Raw genomic sequence first — 14,490 nt, forward strand, 5'->3', positions numbered from 1 at the left:
TTTTCACTTAGACGGCAGTTGGTTCAGAATGGAAGCAAGAGATTGCCGAGGCGCGGCGGAGAGCAGATCTCCGTGCTCCCGAAGCCTCTCCCGGATGTTCAGAAGATGGAAGTCCGCCGGTTTGACGTTCCGTCGCACCTCATCCCAAGCAAGAGGAGTGGAAACGGTGGCACCGGGGCGCGCGCGCGGGGAATAAGCAGCCGGTAATGTCTTGCCCGCGTAATGCTGGAGATAATCCAGATAGATCAGGTCCCCGCGGTCCTTCTTTAACCGTTCGACGGTGAATAATCCCGGGTTCTGGGCAACTAAGTATTCGGATACGAACTTGCCGAAGCGGCGCAGATCGTCGAAGCTCGGTCCTCTTTCGATCGGCATGACGATCTGAACGCCGGTCGCACCGGACGTCTTCGGCACCGCATGGAGACCGAGCGAATCCAGCAGCTGGCCGACCAAGGACGTCGCCTCCATAAGCCGGGGCTCCTCCTCTAAAGTCGGGTCCATATCCAGCATCCAAGTATTCGGCAGGGGATTGTCTATCTCGTCCGAAGAGACATGGAATTCCAAGCTATACAGGCTGCCCATCCATAATAAGGTTGGGATGGAATCCATGACTACGTAACGGATATTGCCGTCCGGCGAAACCCGTACGTAATCCGGCGTCGGATTCGGGGCGTTTTTCTGATAAAAAGATACGCCGTGTATGCCCTCGGGAAAGCGGATCGTCGTTAAATACCGACCTGTGGAATAGGGCAGCAAGTAAGGAGCTAATTCGGCTAGAATCTGGATGTAGCTTAACTTCGTGATTCCGAGCTCCGGCCAGATGAGCTTATCCGGATGGGAAATAGCCATTTCGAATTCGCCGAGGCGAACGATCGTTTTCTGCGTCGCCATCTCAATCCCCTTTTTCCATTAGAAGATGGGCATAGTATGGCCTTAAATGCGAACAAGGACTCCATCGGCGATGATGGAGTCCTTGTTGCGTTCTTTATCTCATTTCTTTTTATAACTTAATGATATATAGTTACTTTATGTAACTGGGATTATGATCAGCATTTGGTTTCGTCAAGTGGCAATGGAATATCGTATAATATAAAGTACAAGAAGCAGGCGAGGTGAAATCATGGACGATCATCAGAGGTGTCCCCGATTCGAAAAAGCGATGGAGATTTTGAGCAAAAGATGGACGGCTTTGATCATCTTTCAGTTGCTTCCGGGTCCGCAGCGTTTCGCTCGAATCGAGAACTCCCTGCAGAATCTGAGCGGCAAGGTTTTATCCGATCGGTTGAAGGAGCTGGAATTAGAAGGGATCGTCAAACGCGACGTTTACCCGGAAACGCCGGTCCGCATCGAATATCGATTAACGGACAAAGGCAAAGCGTTGGCTCCGTTGTTCGATAGCATTTCTAACTGGTCAGGAGAATGGATTCAGCTCTCGCAATAGCTAACCGCCTTCGATGTTGCCGTGTTCGGCAGCTCGCGGGCGGTTTTGTTTTAAAGTCGCATCGAACCGAGTAGTTTTGAAATGATAACCTAATGAATGGGAACAATACCAAGGCGAGTTTATTAGGAAGGCGGCTGCATGCAGTGGAATTTAAACCGGTTGTCCCTTTTGAACCTATTCGAACGGAAAGAATGCCTAAAGACGGTAATTGGGTCGCACAAGTCAAATGGGATGGCGTAAGGATGCTCTCCTATTACAACGGAGCAGACGTGCAATTAATCAATCGGCGATTGAACAAGCGTTCGTTGCAGTATCCCGAGTTTTTGTCAGCTCAAGAATATTGTTCGGCTAAGTCCTTTATTTTAGACGGCGAGTTTATTGCCTTCGATGAAAATAAACCATCCTTTCACGAGATCATGAGAAGGGATAGCCTACGTCAACGTCAAAGCATAGAGGACTCCGTATCGGGCATTCCCGTCACCTATATGATTTTCGACGTGCTTTTCTTTAATGGAGATTGGGTTGTATCTAAATCTTTAAGTGAAAGACAGATGATTCTAAACGACATCATCCTGCCATCGAATAAAGCCCAGATCGTCGAGAATTATAAGGACTCGGATAGATTATTAGAGCTTATGAAATCACATAACATGGAGGGTATCGTATTAAAAAATTTGGATAGCAGCTACCTAATCAACGGAAAAGACAGGCGTTGGCAAAAGAGAAAATTATTCCATGATCTCTTTGCCGTAATTGGCGGATTTACCTATAGAGATGGCATTATAAATTCGCTTTTATTGGGAATCTATTCTAATAATTCGCTCGTTTATATCGGTCATGCAGGAACCGGCAAATTGACTCATGCCGACTGGATTGAGCTGACCCGCAATATGAAGCCTTCCATTATTTCTTACTGTCCTTTCGAAAATAAACCCGGTCGATTCAAGGGGGCGGTATGGGTGAAGCCAATGGTAGTCGTTAAGGTTCAATTCATGGAATGGACGGCTTCGAAAACGATGAGACATCCAAGCATTCAAAGTATAAACGTAAGCATGGCGGCTAGCGATTGTACCTTCGAGCAGAATCAATAAGATAAAGTCTCCTTATCCGTCCGTCGTGGAGCGCGATCGGGGCTTTTTGCGTTCCGATCCGTCATCGCATGAAACCCGATAGCCATTTTTCCAATAGCATTGTAGGGCTCATGAGCGGAATGCCCATTGCCAAACACAATCCGACTACGGTCGAAAGCGTCAGTATGAGCCCAACCGTTATATAATCCCGGATTAGTGCATTCTTCATGAGCTTCAGTTGTATCCAGAAGAGAAAGGCAACGGAGAACAAGTACAACGCAATAGGCATCATTCGGAGCGTAGCGAAGAGCTCGTCATATAAACTGTCGACATCGGGATAATGACCTCCAACTATAAAGCTTGACAACTCTAGCAGCTAGTATGAGCATCGGTCGACCATTTTATGAGATAAATTGGTATTGGATTCGATACTCACGCAGAACCCCGGCCTTGTAACGGCCGGGGTTCGAATTAACCTAGTTAGTTGTACTGGCTTCTGCACGGCTCACGGCACGGCTCCTTCTTTTTTGCGACCGCGCGTGCTGCGAGTCTTCCCTTTGCCGCGATCGCCGGACGTATCGGCGGCCGCATCATCTGAAGCAGCGGGCTTGACCGCTTCCAAGCTTGCTTGCAATGCCGCCATAAGATCGATAACATTCGTTCTTTCCGCGGACGGCGCAGTAACGATATCGGGACCTTCTCCGGCTATTTTACGCTGAATGGCGGCTTGCAAGGCAACCCGGTAATCGTCCGTATATTTGTTAGGATCGAACGGAGCGGCCAATTGCTCGATAAGCATTTTGGCCATAACCAGTTCCTTATCGTTAACGGTCGTTTGCTCGGGCAAGTTGGGTACCTGCTGAAGGGATCGAATTTCGTCCGGATAATGCATCGTTTCCATGCATATGCAATTATCCACCGCTCGGATGGCGGCCAAGCTGCTTTTGCTTCGGATCGCGATCTTGGCGATACCTATTTTGCCGGATTGGCGCATGGCTTCAAGGAGTAGATTGTAAGCGCCGGAGCCGGCTTGATCGGGAGAGAGGTAATAGGCCTTCTGATAATAAAGCGGATCGATTTCCGTCAGATCGACAAAATCCAGTATTTGAATGGTGCGGGTATTTTCCGGCTTGATCGCTTCAAGCTCGTCCGCATCGAACAGCACGAAACGTCCTTTTTCGTATTCGTACCCTTTCGTAATCTCGTCCCATTGCACTTCTTTCTCGCAATGCGGGCAAGTGCGGACGTTGGAGATCGGCGTTCCGCATTCCTTGTGGATCATGCGCAAATGAACGTCCTTATCCTCCGTCGCCGTGAACATTTTGACCGGGACATGGACCAAACCGAAGCTGATGGCGCCTTTCCAGACCGTGTGCATAGAGATAGCTCCTTTGCTCGATTGTTCTGCTTAAGGTTCCCACTCCGCATGGAAATCAACCGCGCAGGGAATATTGGAAAGGGTTTATAAGCTACCTCGGACAAAGGAGATGTTACGATGGATACGGAAGAAAATTTGCAAGCAAGCTCGGATTCGATTCATGAGGGCAAAGATGTATACGATATGGATGTCGATCGAATGATGAACGAAGGATTGGGTGGCGGACAAGTCACTCTCCATAACGGCTTGATCTCGGAGACGACGACCGACACGATGGAGGCGGATAACCCTTGAACGCGCAGAGAGCCAAGGAAATATACGATTCGACCGACAATATCGCGGTGCAGTTGGACGACGGGCAATCGGTGTGGATTGAAAAGGTGGATGTCGACAACGGTGTGGCGACGGTTCAGGTCGGAGGTAAACCGACGGATGTTCAGACGGTCGGCGTAGAGCGGCTGAAGGAATATTCCCATTGATCTGTAGCCGGGTGATAAGGCCGTAATGGCCGGCTTTTTGAGCGCTGGTTCTTCGCGTGATACAATGGGGTAAGTTTCCTTATATCCCCAGAAGGAGTGATTGTCTTGTACGATATCGCAATTATCGGCGGAGGACCGGCAGGAGCAAGCGCGGCGATTTTCACGGCGAAGGCCGGCAAGAAAACGCTAGTCATCGACAGCGATCAAAGCGTAACGAAACGCGCATGGGTGGAAAATCATTACGGAGCGGACGGAATCGCGGGTCCTGACCTCGTTGCCGTCGGCAAGGGACAAGCGACTAAGTTCGGAGCCGAATTCGTAACGGGCAAAGCGACGAAGTTGATGGCAGCGGAAGGGTTTATTACCATTGAAACCGACGGAGAAACCTACGAAGCAAAGCATGTCATTCTCGCGACGGGTCTATTCGTCGAAGTGGCCGAGGCAAGCGGGATCCGGACGGTTCCCGGAACGGAGCCGAGAATCAAAACGATCGTGGAATGCAATCCTGAAGGCAAGACGAGCATCGATAACGTTTGGGTTGCGGGTACCGCGGCGGGAGTCAGCATGCATACGATCATCACCGCTGGCGACGGGGCGAAGGTAGCCATTAACGTGATCAGCGAAATAGACGGCGCTCGTTATGTCGATCACGACGTGTTGAAAATATAACCGATAAACGAAAAAAGGCTTTGCAAACCGCCATTAGCGCGGTTCGCAAAGCCTTTTTTCATGAAAGACTGCTTCATTAATCGTCCAAGGTACTAGGAGATGAATTCTTGAACCCAAACTCCGTTATAATAAGCCACGCCGATCGTCGTGAAGTTGGCGCCTAGGATGTTGGCGCGATGGCCGGAGCTGTTCATCCAGGCCGTCATGACTTCTTGCGGAGTGCGTTGACCTTTGGCGATATTCTCGCCGGCATACGAGAAGTTGATTCCGTATTGCTTCATCATGTCGAACGGAGAGCCGTAAGTCGGCGAGTTGTGATCGAAATATCCGTTGTTGTACATATCCTTCGCTTTGTCCATCGCCATTTTGTTCAATGTGGCGTTCGACATTTTCAGCGCTCCCAAGCCGGCTTTGGCGCGTTCTTGGTTTACTAGCGTCACGACTTGAGTAGCGAAGGAAGAATCGGGAACCTCTGCTCCCGTATTGCCGTTGTTACCGTTACCCGTGCTTGGCTGAGATGGCGTGGACGGAACGCTCGGCGTGCTTGGTTGCGATGGTTGGGAAGGAACGCTCGGTTGCCCGTGACCAGGGTTGCTTGTACCTGTCGACGGATTAGTCACGACCGGATATTGACCTTGCAAGAGCTGTTGAAGCAATGCGTTAAGATCGATTCCTAGACGGCTTGTCATCTGCGTGAGTTGCGTTTGCGTCAGCTTGGTCGCATTCGTGCCGGTCACGCTGGCAGCGGAAGCTGCGCCTACTCCCGTCGGAATGGAGATCGCTAGTGCTAGAGTACCTAATATGAGAGTCTTCTTGAGACCGTTGTTGTTCTTCTTCATGAAATTTGTTCCTCCCTTTGTTGGCCATTGGCTCGGAATGACTCAAAGTCTATCAGGGATTCCTAGCGAATTCATTTCATAAAATCTTACAATAGTGACTGAAAAAGCGCTTTAATGCCGCCGCGACAACGTTTAAGGGAAATGATTACAAAATTCTCATTCTTGTTATTTAACCGTTTTATGGATATTTTCGTGCAAAAGCAAGAAGGGATTGCCAATAGAAAGGCGAATATATATTCGCATATGGATTATTTAAGACGGAAGGGAGACGATCGAAATTCAAACGTTATCTACCTATGCATACGAGAAGGCGCGGGATTTTCTGTTATCGCGAGCGAGGAAGCTCGAAGCCGCTTTGTTCCTGGCAGAGTTCGAGGAAGGCTCAACGGATGATGCGCTGGGTGAATTGACGAAATTCCAGAACGGAGACGGCGGTTTCGGAAATGCACTCGAGCCGGACGCGAGATGCGAAGCGTCATCCGCATTGGCAACGACGACCGCCATGCAAATCTTGCTGAGGATCGGCGTTCGGGAGCATGCGATGATAGATCATGCCATGAGGTACTTCCTGGATTCCTATGATGACGATAAGAAAGGATGGGACATCGTTCCCAAGGAAATTGATCGGGCGCCGAGGGCGATTTGGTGGGAGTACGGGGCTTTCAAGGACCTTTGGGGCAATCCGAACGCGGAAATCGTCGGGTACTTGAACCTTTTTCCGTCCGCCGACGGCGCGAAATTGGCTAGCCGATTAAATGCATATGCGGTCGAGTATCTGAGAGGTAGATGCGAACGGAACGAAGTGCATGAGATGGCATGTTACTTGCGGTACGCGGAAACTTTGCCAAGCGATGCGCTGTCCGTTATCGACGACAAGCTCGAGCAGTTCGTGGATAATTGCATTACGCGAAATCCGGATGAACGGCAAGGCTACGGCGGTTATCCGCTCTTGATCGTCGACTCTCCGAAGTCCAGATATTATAAGAAGTATGAAGATGTTATTCCCGGAGATCTGGATGAATTAATAGCAAGCCAAGGGGAAGACGGTACTTGGTCCCCGAACTGGACGTGGGGAAGATACGAAGAGACTTGGGAAGTTGCCAAGAAGGATTGGCAAGGAATAATTACGTTGAACGCATTGCGTACGTTGCGAAGCTTCGGTCGGATATAGTCGCACGGCGGGGATAATGGTCCGCCGCGGATGTCGAAACCCGTTCGGCGCAAGCCGGGCGGGCCTTTGCATGTTCAAGCGCACCCCGATATAATGAAGGAACAAAATGACGAAAAGAGGAAGCGCCGTGCCGCCACTGGACGAATTCGGACGCATTCGCGCCTGGACGGAAGGCCGTCAGTCGAAGAAGTGGATGGTCGAAGCGGGAGTAACGCTTGGCATCGGCGATGATGCGGCAGTCGTTGCAGGCGGTACGTCCGCAACGGAATGGCTTCTTGCGATGGATACGATGGTGGAAGAAGTTCATTTTCTGGACGCGACGATGAGCGAGTCCGATGTCGGCTATAAGGCGCTTGCGGCCAATATAAGCGATATTGCGGCAATGGGCGGCACTCCGAAGTTCGCGTTGGTGTCGGTGAGCGTACCTCCGGCGTGGAACGCGGAGCGAATGAAGCTACTATTCGACGGATTGTACGAGTGCGCCGATAAGTATCAAGTTGCCGTAATCGGAGGAGATACGACGTCGGCGCCTAGTCATCTTGTCGTAGCGGTTACGCTGATGGGTTTCGTGGAAGCCGGTAAAGCGGTTCGCCGTGACGGAGCGCGGCCGGGGCAATCCGTTTTCCTAACCGGACCAACCGGATTATCGGCTGGAGGTTTGCACGGATTATTGAATAATATTGGTTCCATTCCGGCTAGATTAGCGCAGGCTCACCAACGTCCATCTCCTTCCGTGAAGGCGGGCCGATTGCTTCTGGAGACGGGATGGGCTGCTTCGCTTAACGACGTGAGCGACGGAGTAGCCAGTGAGGCTTGGGAAATAGCGGAAGCTTCCGGCGTTAGGTTATTGTTGAAGGAAACTCTTCTTCCTATTTCCGGGGAGTTGGCTTCCTATGCGCTAGAGCACGGAATTCAACCGCTGGATCTCGTATTATACGGCGGAGAAGATTACGTTCTGCTCGGTACCGTCGACAAACAGCATGAGCATTCTATGAAGGATCGGTTTAGACGGGAAGGAATACCGTTGTTTATCATCGGAGAGGTCGAGGCGGGCGAACCGGGAGTTGCGATACAATCGGCTTCCGGCAAGGTCAAGCCGATGGACAAACGGGGTTATAATCATTTTTCGAAGGGATAAGGCTTACCATGCATCGGAACCAATCAGATGATTCGCGGAATATTTTCGTTCTTGAGGCGGAGAACGAGGAACATACGGTCGCTTTCGCGGGAGCGTTGGCTAAGCTTGCCGTACCCGGAACCGTATTGGCGGTCGACGGGGATTTAGGCGCGGGCAAGACGAGATTCGCGCAAGCCTTCGCCGCGGCGATCGGCGTTCGCGGAATCGTGAATAGCCCTACGTATACGATTATTAAAGAATATGAGGGAGCGTCGCTTCCTTTTTATCATATGGACGTTTATAGACTCACGTTGGAAGAAGCGGACGAGCTTGGCTTAGATGAATACTTCCACGGCGACGGAGTAACGTTAGTCGAATGGGCTTCCATTATCGCTCCGATCCTTCCGCCCGAAAGGCTTCATATCAGGCTGGAAGCGACAGGCGGACAATCAAGGAAAATCAGTTGCCTGCCCATGGGAATCGAGTACGAATCCTGGTGTCGCCGATTGGGCTTGCAACAAGTCGAAGAGGAGGGATTGCGGCAATGAAAACAATAGGCAATAGAGATGAAGACAGCTCCGTGACGTTGCTATCCTTCGATACTTCGACCGTAGCATTCTCTGCGGCGATCGTTAAAGACGGAATTCTGATCGATTCCATTCTTTCTTTCTCGGAACGCAATCATTCGGTCAGAATTTTATCGGAAATCAAGGAGCTTCTAACCCGCAACGGCTTGCAGGGCAAAGACCTGGACGCCATCGCGGTAGGACAAGGTCCCGGTTCTTATACGGGAGTCCGAATTGCGGTGACCGCGGCCAAGACGCTGGCTTGGGCTTGGAACAAACCTCTGATGGGCGTGTCCAGTCTTGAAGCGTTGGCCTTCGGGGCATGGAATGCGCTTCGCGCCGCCAACGAAGACGGAGTGCCGGATCGCGATACTTGGATCGTGCCGATCATGGACGCGCGCCGAGGCCAAGTGTATACCTCGCGGTACGCGGCCAACGAGTCGGGGAAATGGGAGACGGTCGACCGGGACGGCATTCGGTTGATCTCGGACTGGGCTAGCCGAATCGAGGAAGAAGCGACATCGGACTCCTGCACGGCCGCCGTCTGGTTCGTCGGCGATACGGCTACCCATCTGACCGCGATCCAACAAGCCGAGAAATCGGGTACCCGGCTTCGGGTGTTAGCATGCGATATGGACGCGGCCGCGGTCGGACAACTTGCCGAGCTTAGGTTCAGGCAAGGGGAAAGGGATGACGTCCATTCCTTCGTTCCCAACTACACGCAGCTCGCGGAAGCGGAGGCGAAGCTGATCGCGGCTTCGCGGGGAGAGTAACATGAAGAATTATCGCTTGATGAATCTGAACGACATCGATACGATCGTGGACATCGAACGCGAGTGCTTTACGGCTCCGTGGTCTGCCGAAGCGTTTCGCAACGAGTTGAATCATAATTTATTCGCCAAATACATGATCATGGAGCAGGACGGCGTCATTCTTGGATACGGCGGAATGTGGCTCATTATCGATGAAGCCCATATCACGAACATCGCCATTCGGGAGAAATACCGGGGAATGGGCTACGGCAAAGAGCTTCTAGGAGAAATGATGAAGACGGCTTCCTATTTGGGTTCGAATCGAATGACGCTGGAAGTTCGGGTTACGAATGAAATCGCGCAGTCCTTGTATCGTAAAATGGGGTTCTATCCTTCCGGGGTCCGTCCGGCTTATTATTCGGACAATCTGGAGGATGCGCTTATTATGTGGGCCGATCTCTTGCCGGTAGACATCGATGATACGGAATTCGCGGGAGCGGCAGGGGAGGAAGAGGCATGAACGGGAGCAACGACGCGGTATCGCCCTCTTCGACAAGCGACTATTTGCTGTTAGCCATAGAAACAAGCTGCGACGAGACCTCCGTTGCTGTCGTTCGGAACGGTCGCGAGATCTTGTCGAACGTCATCTCGAGCCAGATCGAGACGCATAAGCAATTCGGCGGCGTTGTGCCGGAGATCGCATCTCGTAAGCACGTGGAAAGCATTACGATTATTCTAGAGGAGGCTCTCCGGGAGGCGGGAGTCGGCTTGCCCGATATCGATGGCGTCGCGGTGACTCAAGGACCGGGTCTCATCGGTGCGCTGCTCGTTGGCGTCGTTGCGGCGAAAAGCTTGGCGCTTGCCCTAGACGTACCTTTGATCGGGACTCATCATATCGCGGGACATATTTACGCTAACCATCTTGTCGGAGATATCGTCTATCCGGCGATCGCTCTCGTCGTATCCGGCGGACATACGGAAATCGTCCTCTTGGAAGAGGAAGGTAAATTCCGAATTATCGGGCGTACTCGGGACGACGCGGTCGGGGAAGCTTACGATAAGGTGGCAAGGGCGCTGCAGTTCCCTTATCCTGGTGGACCTTACGTGGACAAGCTAGCGCAGGAAGCAACCGAGGAAATCGTGCTTCCCCGGTCTTGGTTGGAGCCGGATAGCTATGATTTCAGCTTTAGCGGCTTGAAATCCGCCGTCCTGTCGGAAATCAACCGTTCCCGGATGAAGGGAGAAACGCCGGACTTCTCCGCGTTAGCCCGAGGATTTCAGCAATCGGTCATCGACGTCGTTACGGGCAAGGCGATCCGGGCGGCCAAGGAATTCGGCGCGCATCAGATGCTGTTATGCGGCGGCGTCGCGGCTAATCGGGGATTGCGGGAACGCTTAAGCTCGCTTTGCGAGGAAGCGGGCTTGCCTTTGCTTATTCCGCCGAACAAACTATGCACGGACAACGCCGCGATGATCGCGGCGGCCGCCGATCTGAAATGGCGTCGCGGGCAATTCTCTACCTTGGATTTGAAGGCTGAGCCTATTTTATCGCTGGAAGATTGGTCGGTATAATATTCTCGCATAAAGGAATTGACAGATTATTTTCTGGTGAATATAATAAGTACCAATCCCCGAAGCGGGAATATACGATACTAAACGCAAAGAACAGGAACAGTAAGGTACGCCCGGAAAACCAGAGAGCTGCGGGATGGTGCAACGCAGCGGACGGGAGCCTGAAACTCGCCTGGGAGCGGATGAGTGGAACAATCGGACATTTCGTGGCCGAATGCGTACATTCGTACGGTTAACCCCCGTGATCAGGATCAAGCGGATATTTCCGGCCGGTTTACATACGGCTTGGCAAGTATCAACAAGAGTGGTACCGCGGATGGCTAAATAAGCCCACCGTCTCTTATACAGAGACAGTGGGTTTTTATATTTGTATACGCAATGAACGGGAGTAGTAGGATTTCCTCGGGATCAGAGAGCTGCGGGTTGGTGCGACGCAGCCGATGAGGAAGCCGAACTCGCCCGGGAGCGGAACGATGGAAGGGAACGGGCTACTGCTTAAGCATCGGCCCGAACTAGTACATCGCTACGGTTGGCCCCCGCTACAGGGCGCTCGCCGGTGACCATCGACCGAACGATGGCAGCCGGCGCACAAGTGGGAGGATCGTTCGTCCGTCGGAAGACGAACCCCTTCAAGCAGAGTGGTACCGCGGCGGCTTAAAGCCCGTCGTCTCTAGCCTTAAGAGACGACGGGCTTTTTGCGTTATCCGGCGGCAAGAGACGGTGCACCGATACTCTGCTCCGATAGCAAGCCCGGCGTTCTCTTGAAAGATCAACATCCCTAAAGGGATGCAAAATCCAAGGAGGTTATCACCGATGACAACGAATACCAATTCAACGAAAGCTAATCCAGAGAACGCCAATATTAATGCGAACGAAGACGTAAACACTACCGCCAAACGCCGCATCCAGATATTCGACACGACGCTGAGAGACGGAGAACAAGCTCCGGGCGCTTCGATGAAGCCCGAGCAGAAGATCGTCATTGCCCGCCAACTAGCGAGAATGGGCGTAGATGTGATCGAGCCGGGTTTTCCGATCTCCAGTCCCGGCGAGTTCCAAGCCATACAGCAAATTTCTCGCGAGCTGCAGAACGTGGAAATATGCGGTTTCGCCCGTTGCGTTCAGGCGGATATCGATTCCGCGGTTGCGGCGACGCAGGATGCCGCCCGCCGTCGCCTGCATCTGTTCATTTCCTCTTCGCAAATCCATCTGGACTTCCAGCTTCGCAAGACGCAGGATCAGGTCATCGAGATGCTTCGCGGAATGGTCGCTTACGGCAAGCGATTCGTCGATCAGATCGAATTTTCTCCGATGGACGCTTCCCGTTCCAGCGAGGAATTTCTGTTCAGGGTCGTGGAAGCCGCCATCGAGGAAGGAGCCACGATCATCAACATCCCGGACACGATGGGGTACGCGCTTCCGGAGGAATTCGGGCCGTTGTTCAGCCGAGTACGCCAGGGCGTAAGGGGCGGGGACAAAGTCATGTATAGCACCCATTGCCACAACGACCTGGGTTTGGCGGTCGCCAATAGCTTGGCTGCCATCCGCCATGGGGTTACCCAGGTTGAGGTCAGCGTGAACGGCGTTGGGGAAAGGGCGGGCAATTGCTCGCTGGAGGAGCTGGTCATGGCCATCGAAACCCGGGGAGATTCCATGGGCGTCGAGACGGGAATCGCGACCGAGCACATTTACGAAACATCCCGGTTGGTCAGCCGCACGATGCACTTTCCGATTGCCTACAACAAACCGATTGTCGGACGTAATGCGTTCCAGCATGAATCGGGCATCCACCAGGACGGCTTGCTGAAGAACCGCAACACATACGAGATAATGGATCCTGAAGCGATGGGCATTCCCCGTAGCATGATTATACTGGGCAAGCATTCCGGCCGTCATGCCATTAAGCACCGCGTCGCGGAATACGGAATCAAGCTCGGCGATGAAGAGATGGAGGATTTGTACAACAGGTTCAAGGAGAAAGCCGACGAGCAGAAAATCATTACGGACGACGTTCTAATGCAGTTGGTAGGGGAATCGACCGACTCGATCGTGCAGCCGTATTCCTTGGTCGATCTGCAGGTGTTGGCCGGAACGAACCGGTCTCGCATCGCATCCGTAACGATTTACGGGTCGGAGGAAGGAACGGAGCGTACGTATACGGGTTCGGGGGAAGGGCCTCTCGAGGCAGTCATCCAATGCATTCGCGATGCGATGCCGGTCGATGCCGTCTTCGAGGACTTGGAGCTGCACTCGCTGTCGACGGGCGAGGACGCTTCGGGAGAAGCCGTCGTCACGGTTGTCAGCGACGGACAACGGAATGTCGGTACCGCAATCCATCGGGACATCATATTGGCCGCAGCCAAAGCTTACGTTTCGGCGGTTAACGGGGTCATTTTAGCCAGGAGATCGAGAGAAATCCGCAAGGAAGCATCGGGCGAGTGAACCGTAACTCATCGGAGAAGGGGGAGTCTCTTTGGATAAGATAATCCGGTATTACAGCGTCTTCGATGAATGGGGGCGGCTAGACAGAGAGCCAATCGAGTTTATCGTAAACAGTCGCTTTATCCGATCCAACCTTCCTGAACAAGGCCTCGTTTTAGATATCGGAGCCGGCCCCGGGAAATACGCCTTTGCGTTGGCACGTTGGGGGTACGACGTAACGGTCGCGGATTTTACTCCCGCTTTAATCGACCAAGCCGAGAAAATGGCGAACGAATTAGGCTTGAGTTCGAAATTCAACGGATTCCACGTTGCCGACGCCAGGGATCTTAGCCGATTCGAAGAGGAACAATTCGATGCTTGTCTCATGCTTGGACCGATGTATCATTTACAATCGAAAGAAGAACGGATTCAAGCCGTCAATGAATTGCGAAGGGTCACGAGAAAGGATGGAGTGGTTTTCGTGGCGTTCATGCCCAGATTGAAGCATCTTGCGACGTCCTTGATGTATCCGGAGCACTGGAAGCCAAATGATACGGTTCGGGGATTATCGGAATTCGCGGAAACGGGAATCATCGACCATAAGGATGAAGGCCGTTTCACCGGCGCGTACTATTCTCGCATCGAGGATATCCAACCGTTCATGGCGGATCATGGGTTTGAGAGCATCAAGCTAATCGCCTCGGAAAGCATAGTTGGATCGATGTCACCCGAGCAGTGGGATTATTGGCGGCAAAAGGGTGACGAGGATTTCGAAGCCATACTGAGGCTCGTCGTCGAAGCATCGGAAAGTCCATACTCGCTGGGCGCTTCGGCCCACCTCATGTATATTGGTCGGAAGCGGTAAAGCCATTGAGCGGGTGACCCTTAAGCAAATTGCTTAGGGGTCTTTTTTAACATAGCGCGCCTAGCCAAGCTAGGCACAACTAGCCGGTGGAAGTCCGGTCGAGGTAAGAGCCAAGTCGCCTCGTAGCTGACGGGCAACTGGTGGAGAGAT

Annotated in this window: 16 protein-coding genes and 1 other annotated feature; of the genes, 13 read left to right on the top strand and 3 right to left on the bottom strand. The window is 52.4% G+C overall.

Annotation, left to right across the window (positions count from 1 at the left end):
* Positions 1–3: 3 nt before the first annotated feature.
* A complete protein-coding gene (gene ligD / locus DFP95_RS06880; RefSeq protein ID WP_115991820.1) occupies positions 4–891 on the bottom strand; it encodes a non-homologous end-joining DNA ligase in 888 nt (295 codons plus the stop codon).
* A 229-nt stretch (positions 892–1,120) separates the two neighbouring features.
* Between ligD and catR the strand changes: the two genes are divergently transcribed.
* Positions 1,121–1,441, top strand: coding sequence for a catDE operon transcriptional regulator CatR (catR, locus tag DFP95_RS06885; RefSeq protein ID WP_115991821.1), 321 nt, complete (start codon positions 1,121–1,123; stop codon positions 1,439–1,441).
* 143 nt (positions 1,442–1,584) lie between these two features.
* Positions 1,585–2,532: an ATP-dependent DNA ligase gene (locus tag DFP95_RS06890; RefSeq protein WP_181907297.1), complete on the top strand. Its 948-nt coding sequence runs from the start codon at positions 1,585–1,587 to the stop codon at positions 2,530–2,532.
* A 484-nt stretch (positions 2,533–3,016) separates the two neighbouring features.
* On the opposite strand, the gene ku is transcribed toward DFP95_RS06890, so the two are convergent.
* Complete coding sequence (ku, locus tag DFP95_RS06900) at positions 3,017–3,889, bottom strand: non-homologous end joining protein Ku (protein WP_115991824.1); 873 nt, start codon at positions 3,887–3,889, stop codon at positions 3,017–3,019.
* A gap of 117 nt (positions 3,890–4,006) precedes the next feature.
* Between ku and DFP95_RS28840 the strand changes: the two genes are divergently transcribed.
* The 3 genes from DFP95_RS28840 (at position 4,007) to DFP95_RS06910 (ending at position 5,037) form a co-directional block, all read left to right on the top strand.
* Positions 4,007–4,183: a hypothetical protein gene (locus DFP95_RS28840; RefSeq protein WP_181907298.1), complete on the top strand. Its 177-nt coding sequence runs from the start codon at positions 4,007–4,009 to the stop codon at positions 4,181–4,183.
* The gene (locus DFP95_RS06905; protein ID WP_115991825.1) at positions 4,180–4,368 is read left to right on the top strand and encodes an H-type small acid-soluble spore protein; all 189 of its coding nucleotides are present in this window, start codon (positions 4,180–4,182) and stop codon (positions 4,366–4,368) included. Before DFP95_RS28840 ends, DFP95_RS06905 begins: the two co-directional genes overlap by 4 nt.
* Before the next feature lie 105 nt (positions 4,369–4,473).
* Complete coding sequence (locus tag DFP95_RS06910; RefSeq protein WP_115991826.1) at positions 4,474–5,037, top strand: FAD-dependent oxidoreductase; 564 nt, start codon at positions 4,474–4,476, stop codon at positions 5,035–5,037.
* 92 nt (positions 5,038–5,129) lie between these two features.
* On the opposite strand, the gene DFP95_RS06915 is transcribed toward DFP95_RS06910, so the two are convergent.
* Entirely contained in the window at positions 5,130–5,876 is a 747-nt protein-coding gene (locus DFP95_RS06915) for a CAP domain-containing protein (RefSeq protein WP_115991827.1), read from the bottom strand.
* Between the two features lie 355 nt (positions 5,877–6,231).
* Here DFP95_RS06915 and DFP95_RS06920 point away from each other — a divergent pair, with 355 nt between their 5' ends.
* From DFP95_RS06920 to DFP95_RS06955, 8 genes are all read left to right on the top strand, one after another.
* On the top strand, positions 6,232–7,047 hold the full coding sequence (locus DFP95_RS06920) for a hypothetical protein (protein ID WP_245987415.1): 816 nt from the start codon (positions 6,232–6,234) through the stop codon (positions 7,045–7,047).
* 106 nt (positions 7,048–7,153) lie between these two features.
* Complete coding sequence (gene thiL, locus DFP95_RS06925) at positions 7,154–8,185, top strand: thiamine-phosphate kinase (protein WP_115991829.1); 1,032 nt, start codon at positions 7,154–7,156, stop codon at positions 8,183–8,185.
* An 8-nt stretch (positions 8,186–8,193) separates the two neighbouring features.
* A complete protein-coding gene (tsaE, locus tag DFP95_RS06930; protein WP_115991830.1) occupies positions 8,194–8,712 on the top strand; it encodes a tRNA (adenosine(37)-N6)-threonylcarbamoyltransferase complex ATPase subunit type 1 TsaE in 519 nt (172 codons plus the stop codon).
* Positions 8,709–9,503 carry a tRNA (adenosine(37)-N6)-threonylcarbamoyltransferase complex dimerization subunit type 1 TsaB gene (gene tsaB / locus DFP95_RS06935; protein WP_115991831.1) on the top strand — a complete coding sequence of 265 codons (795 nt, stop codon included), beginning with the start codon at positions 8,709–8,711 and terminating at the stop codon, positions 9,501–9,503. Before tsaE ends, tsaB begins: the two co-directional genes overlap by 4 nt.
* Before the next feature lies 1 nt (position 9,504).
* Positions 9,505–10,002 carry a ribosomal protein S18-alanine N-acetyltransferase gene (rimI, locus tag DFP95_RS06940; protein ID WP_115991832.1) on the top strand — a complete coding sequence of 166 codons (498 nt, stop codon included), beginning with the start codon at positions 9,505–9,507 and terminating at the stop codon, positions 10,000–10,002.
* The gene (tsaD, locus tag DFP95_RS06945) at positions 9,999–11,054 is read left to right on the top strand and encodes a tRNA (adenosine(37)-N6)-threonylcarbamoyltransferase complex transferase subunit TsaD (RefSeq protein ID WP_115991833.1); all 1,056 of its coding nucleotides are present in this window, start codon (positions 9,999–10,001) and stop codon (positions 11,052–11,054) included. The genes rimI and tsaD overlap by 4 nt, the downstream gene beginning before the upstream one ends.
* Positions 11,055–11,134: 80 nt before the next feature.
* Positions 11,135–11,398 (top strand) — a binding site (T-box leader).
* Between the two features lie 469 nt (positions 11,399–11,867).
* Positions 11,868–13,496 (top strand): 2-isopropylmalate synthase, encoded by a 1,629-nt coding sequence (locus DFP95_RS06950; protein ID WP_115991834.1) that lies wholly within the window; start codon positions 11,868–11,870, stop codon positions 13,494–13,496.
* A 31-nt stretch (positions 13,497–13,527) separates the two neighbouring features.
* The gene (locus tag DFP95_RS06955; RefSeq protein ID WP_115991835.1) at positions 13,528–14,340 is read left to right on the top strand and encodes a class I SAM-dependent methyltransferase; all 813 of its coding nucleotides are present in this window, start codon (positions 13,528–13,530) and stop codon (positions 14,338–14,340) included.
* The last annotated feature ends 150 nt before the right edge of the window (positions 14,341–14,490 follow it).

The organism is Cohnella lupini, from assembly GCF_003386205.1.
In the GTDB taxonomy this organism is placed as follows: Bacteria; Bacillota; Bacilli; order Paenibacillales; family Paenibacillaceae; genus Cohnella; species Cohnella lupini.

Excerpts from the sequence above, each read along its gene's own strand:
- ligD (WP_115991820.1), bottom strand. The coding sequence starts at position 891 with ATGGCGACGCAGAAAACGATCGTTCGCCTCGGCGAATTCGAAATGGCT.
- catR (WP_115991821.1), top strand. The coding sequence starts at position 1,121 with ATGGACGATCATCAGAGGTGTCCCCGATTCGAAAAAGCGATGGAGATT.
- ku (WP_115991824.1), bottom strand. The coding sequence starts at position 3,889 with ATGCACACGGTCTGGAAAGGCGCCATCAGCTTCGGTTTGGTCCATGTC.
- DFP95_RS28840 (WP_181907298.1), top strand. The coding sequence starts at position 4,007 with ATGGATACGGAAGAAAATTTGCAAGCAAGCTCGGATTCGATTCATGAG.
- DFP95_RS06915 (WP_115991827.1), bottom strand. The coding sequence starts at position 5,876 with ATGAAGAAGAACAACAACGGTCTCAAGAAGACTCTCATATTAGGTACT.
- thiL (WP_115991829.1), top strand. The coding sequence starts at position 7,154 with ATGACGAAAAGAGGAAGCGCCGTGCCGCCACTGGACGAATTCGGACGC.
- tsaE (WP_115991830.1), top strand. The coding sequence starts at position 8,194 with ATGCATCGGAACCAATCAGATGATTCGCGGAATATTTTCGTTCTTGAG.
- tsaB (WP_115991831.1), top strand. The coding sequence starts at position 8,709 with ATGAAAACAATAGGCAATAGAGATGAAGACAGCTCCGTGACGTTGCTA.
- rimI (WP_115991832.1), top strand. The coding sequence starts at position 9,505 with ATGAAGAATTATCGCTTGATGAATCTGAACGACATCGATACGATCGTG.
- tsaD (WP_115991833.1), top strand. The coding sequence starts at position 9,999 with ATGAACGGGAGCAACGACGCGGTATCGCCCTCTTCGACAAGCGACTAT.
- DFP95_RS06950 (WP_115991834.1), top strand. The coding sequence starts at position 11,868 with ATGACAACGAATACCAATTCAACGAAAGCTAATCCAGAGAACGCCAAT.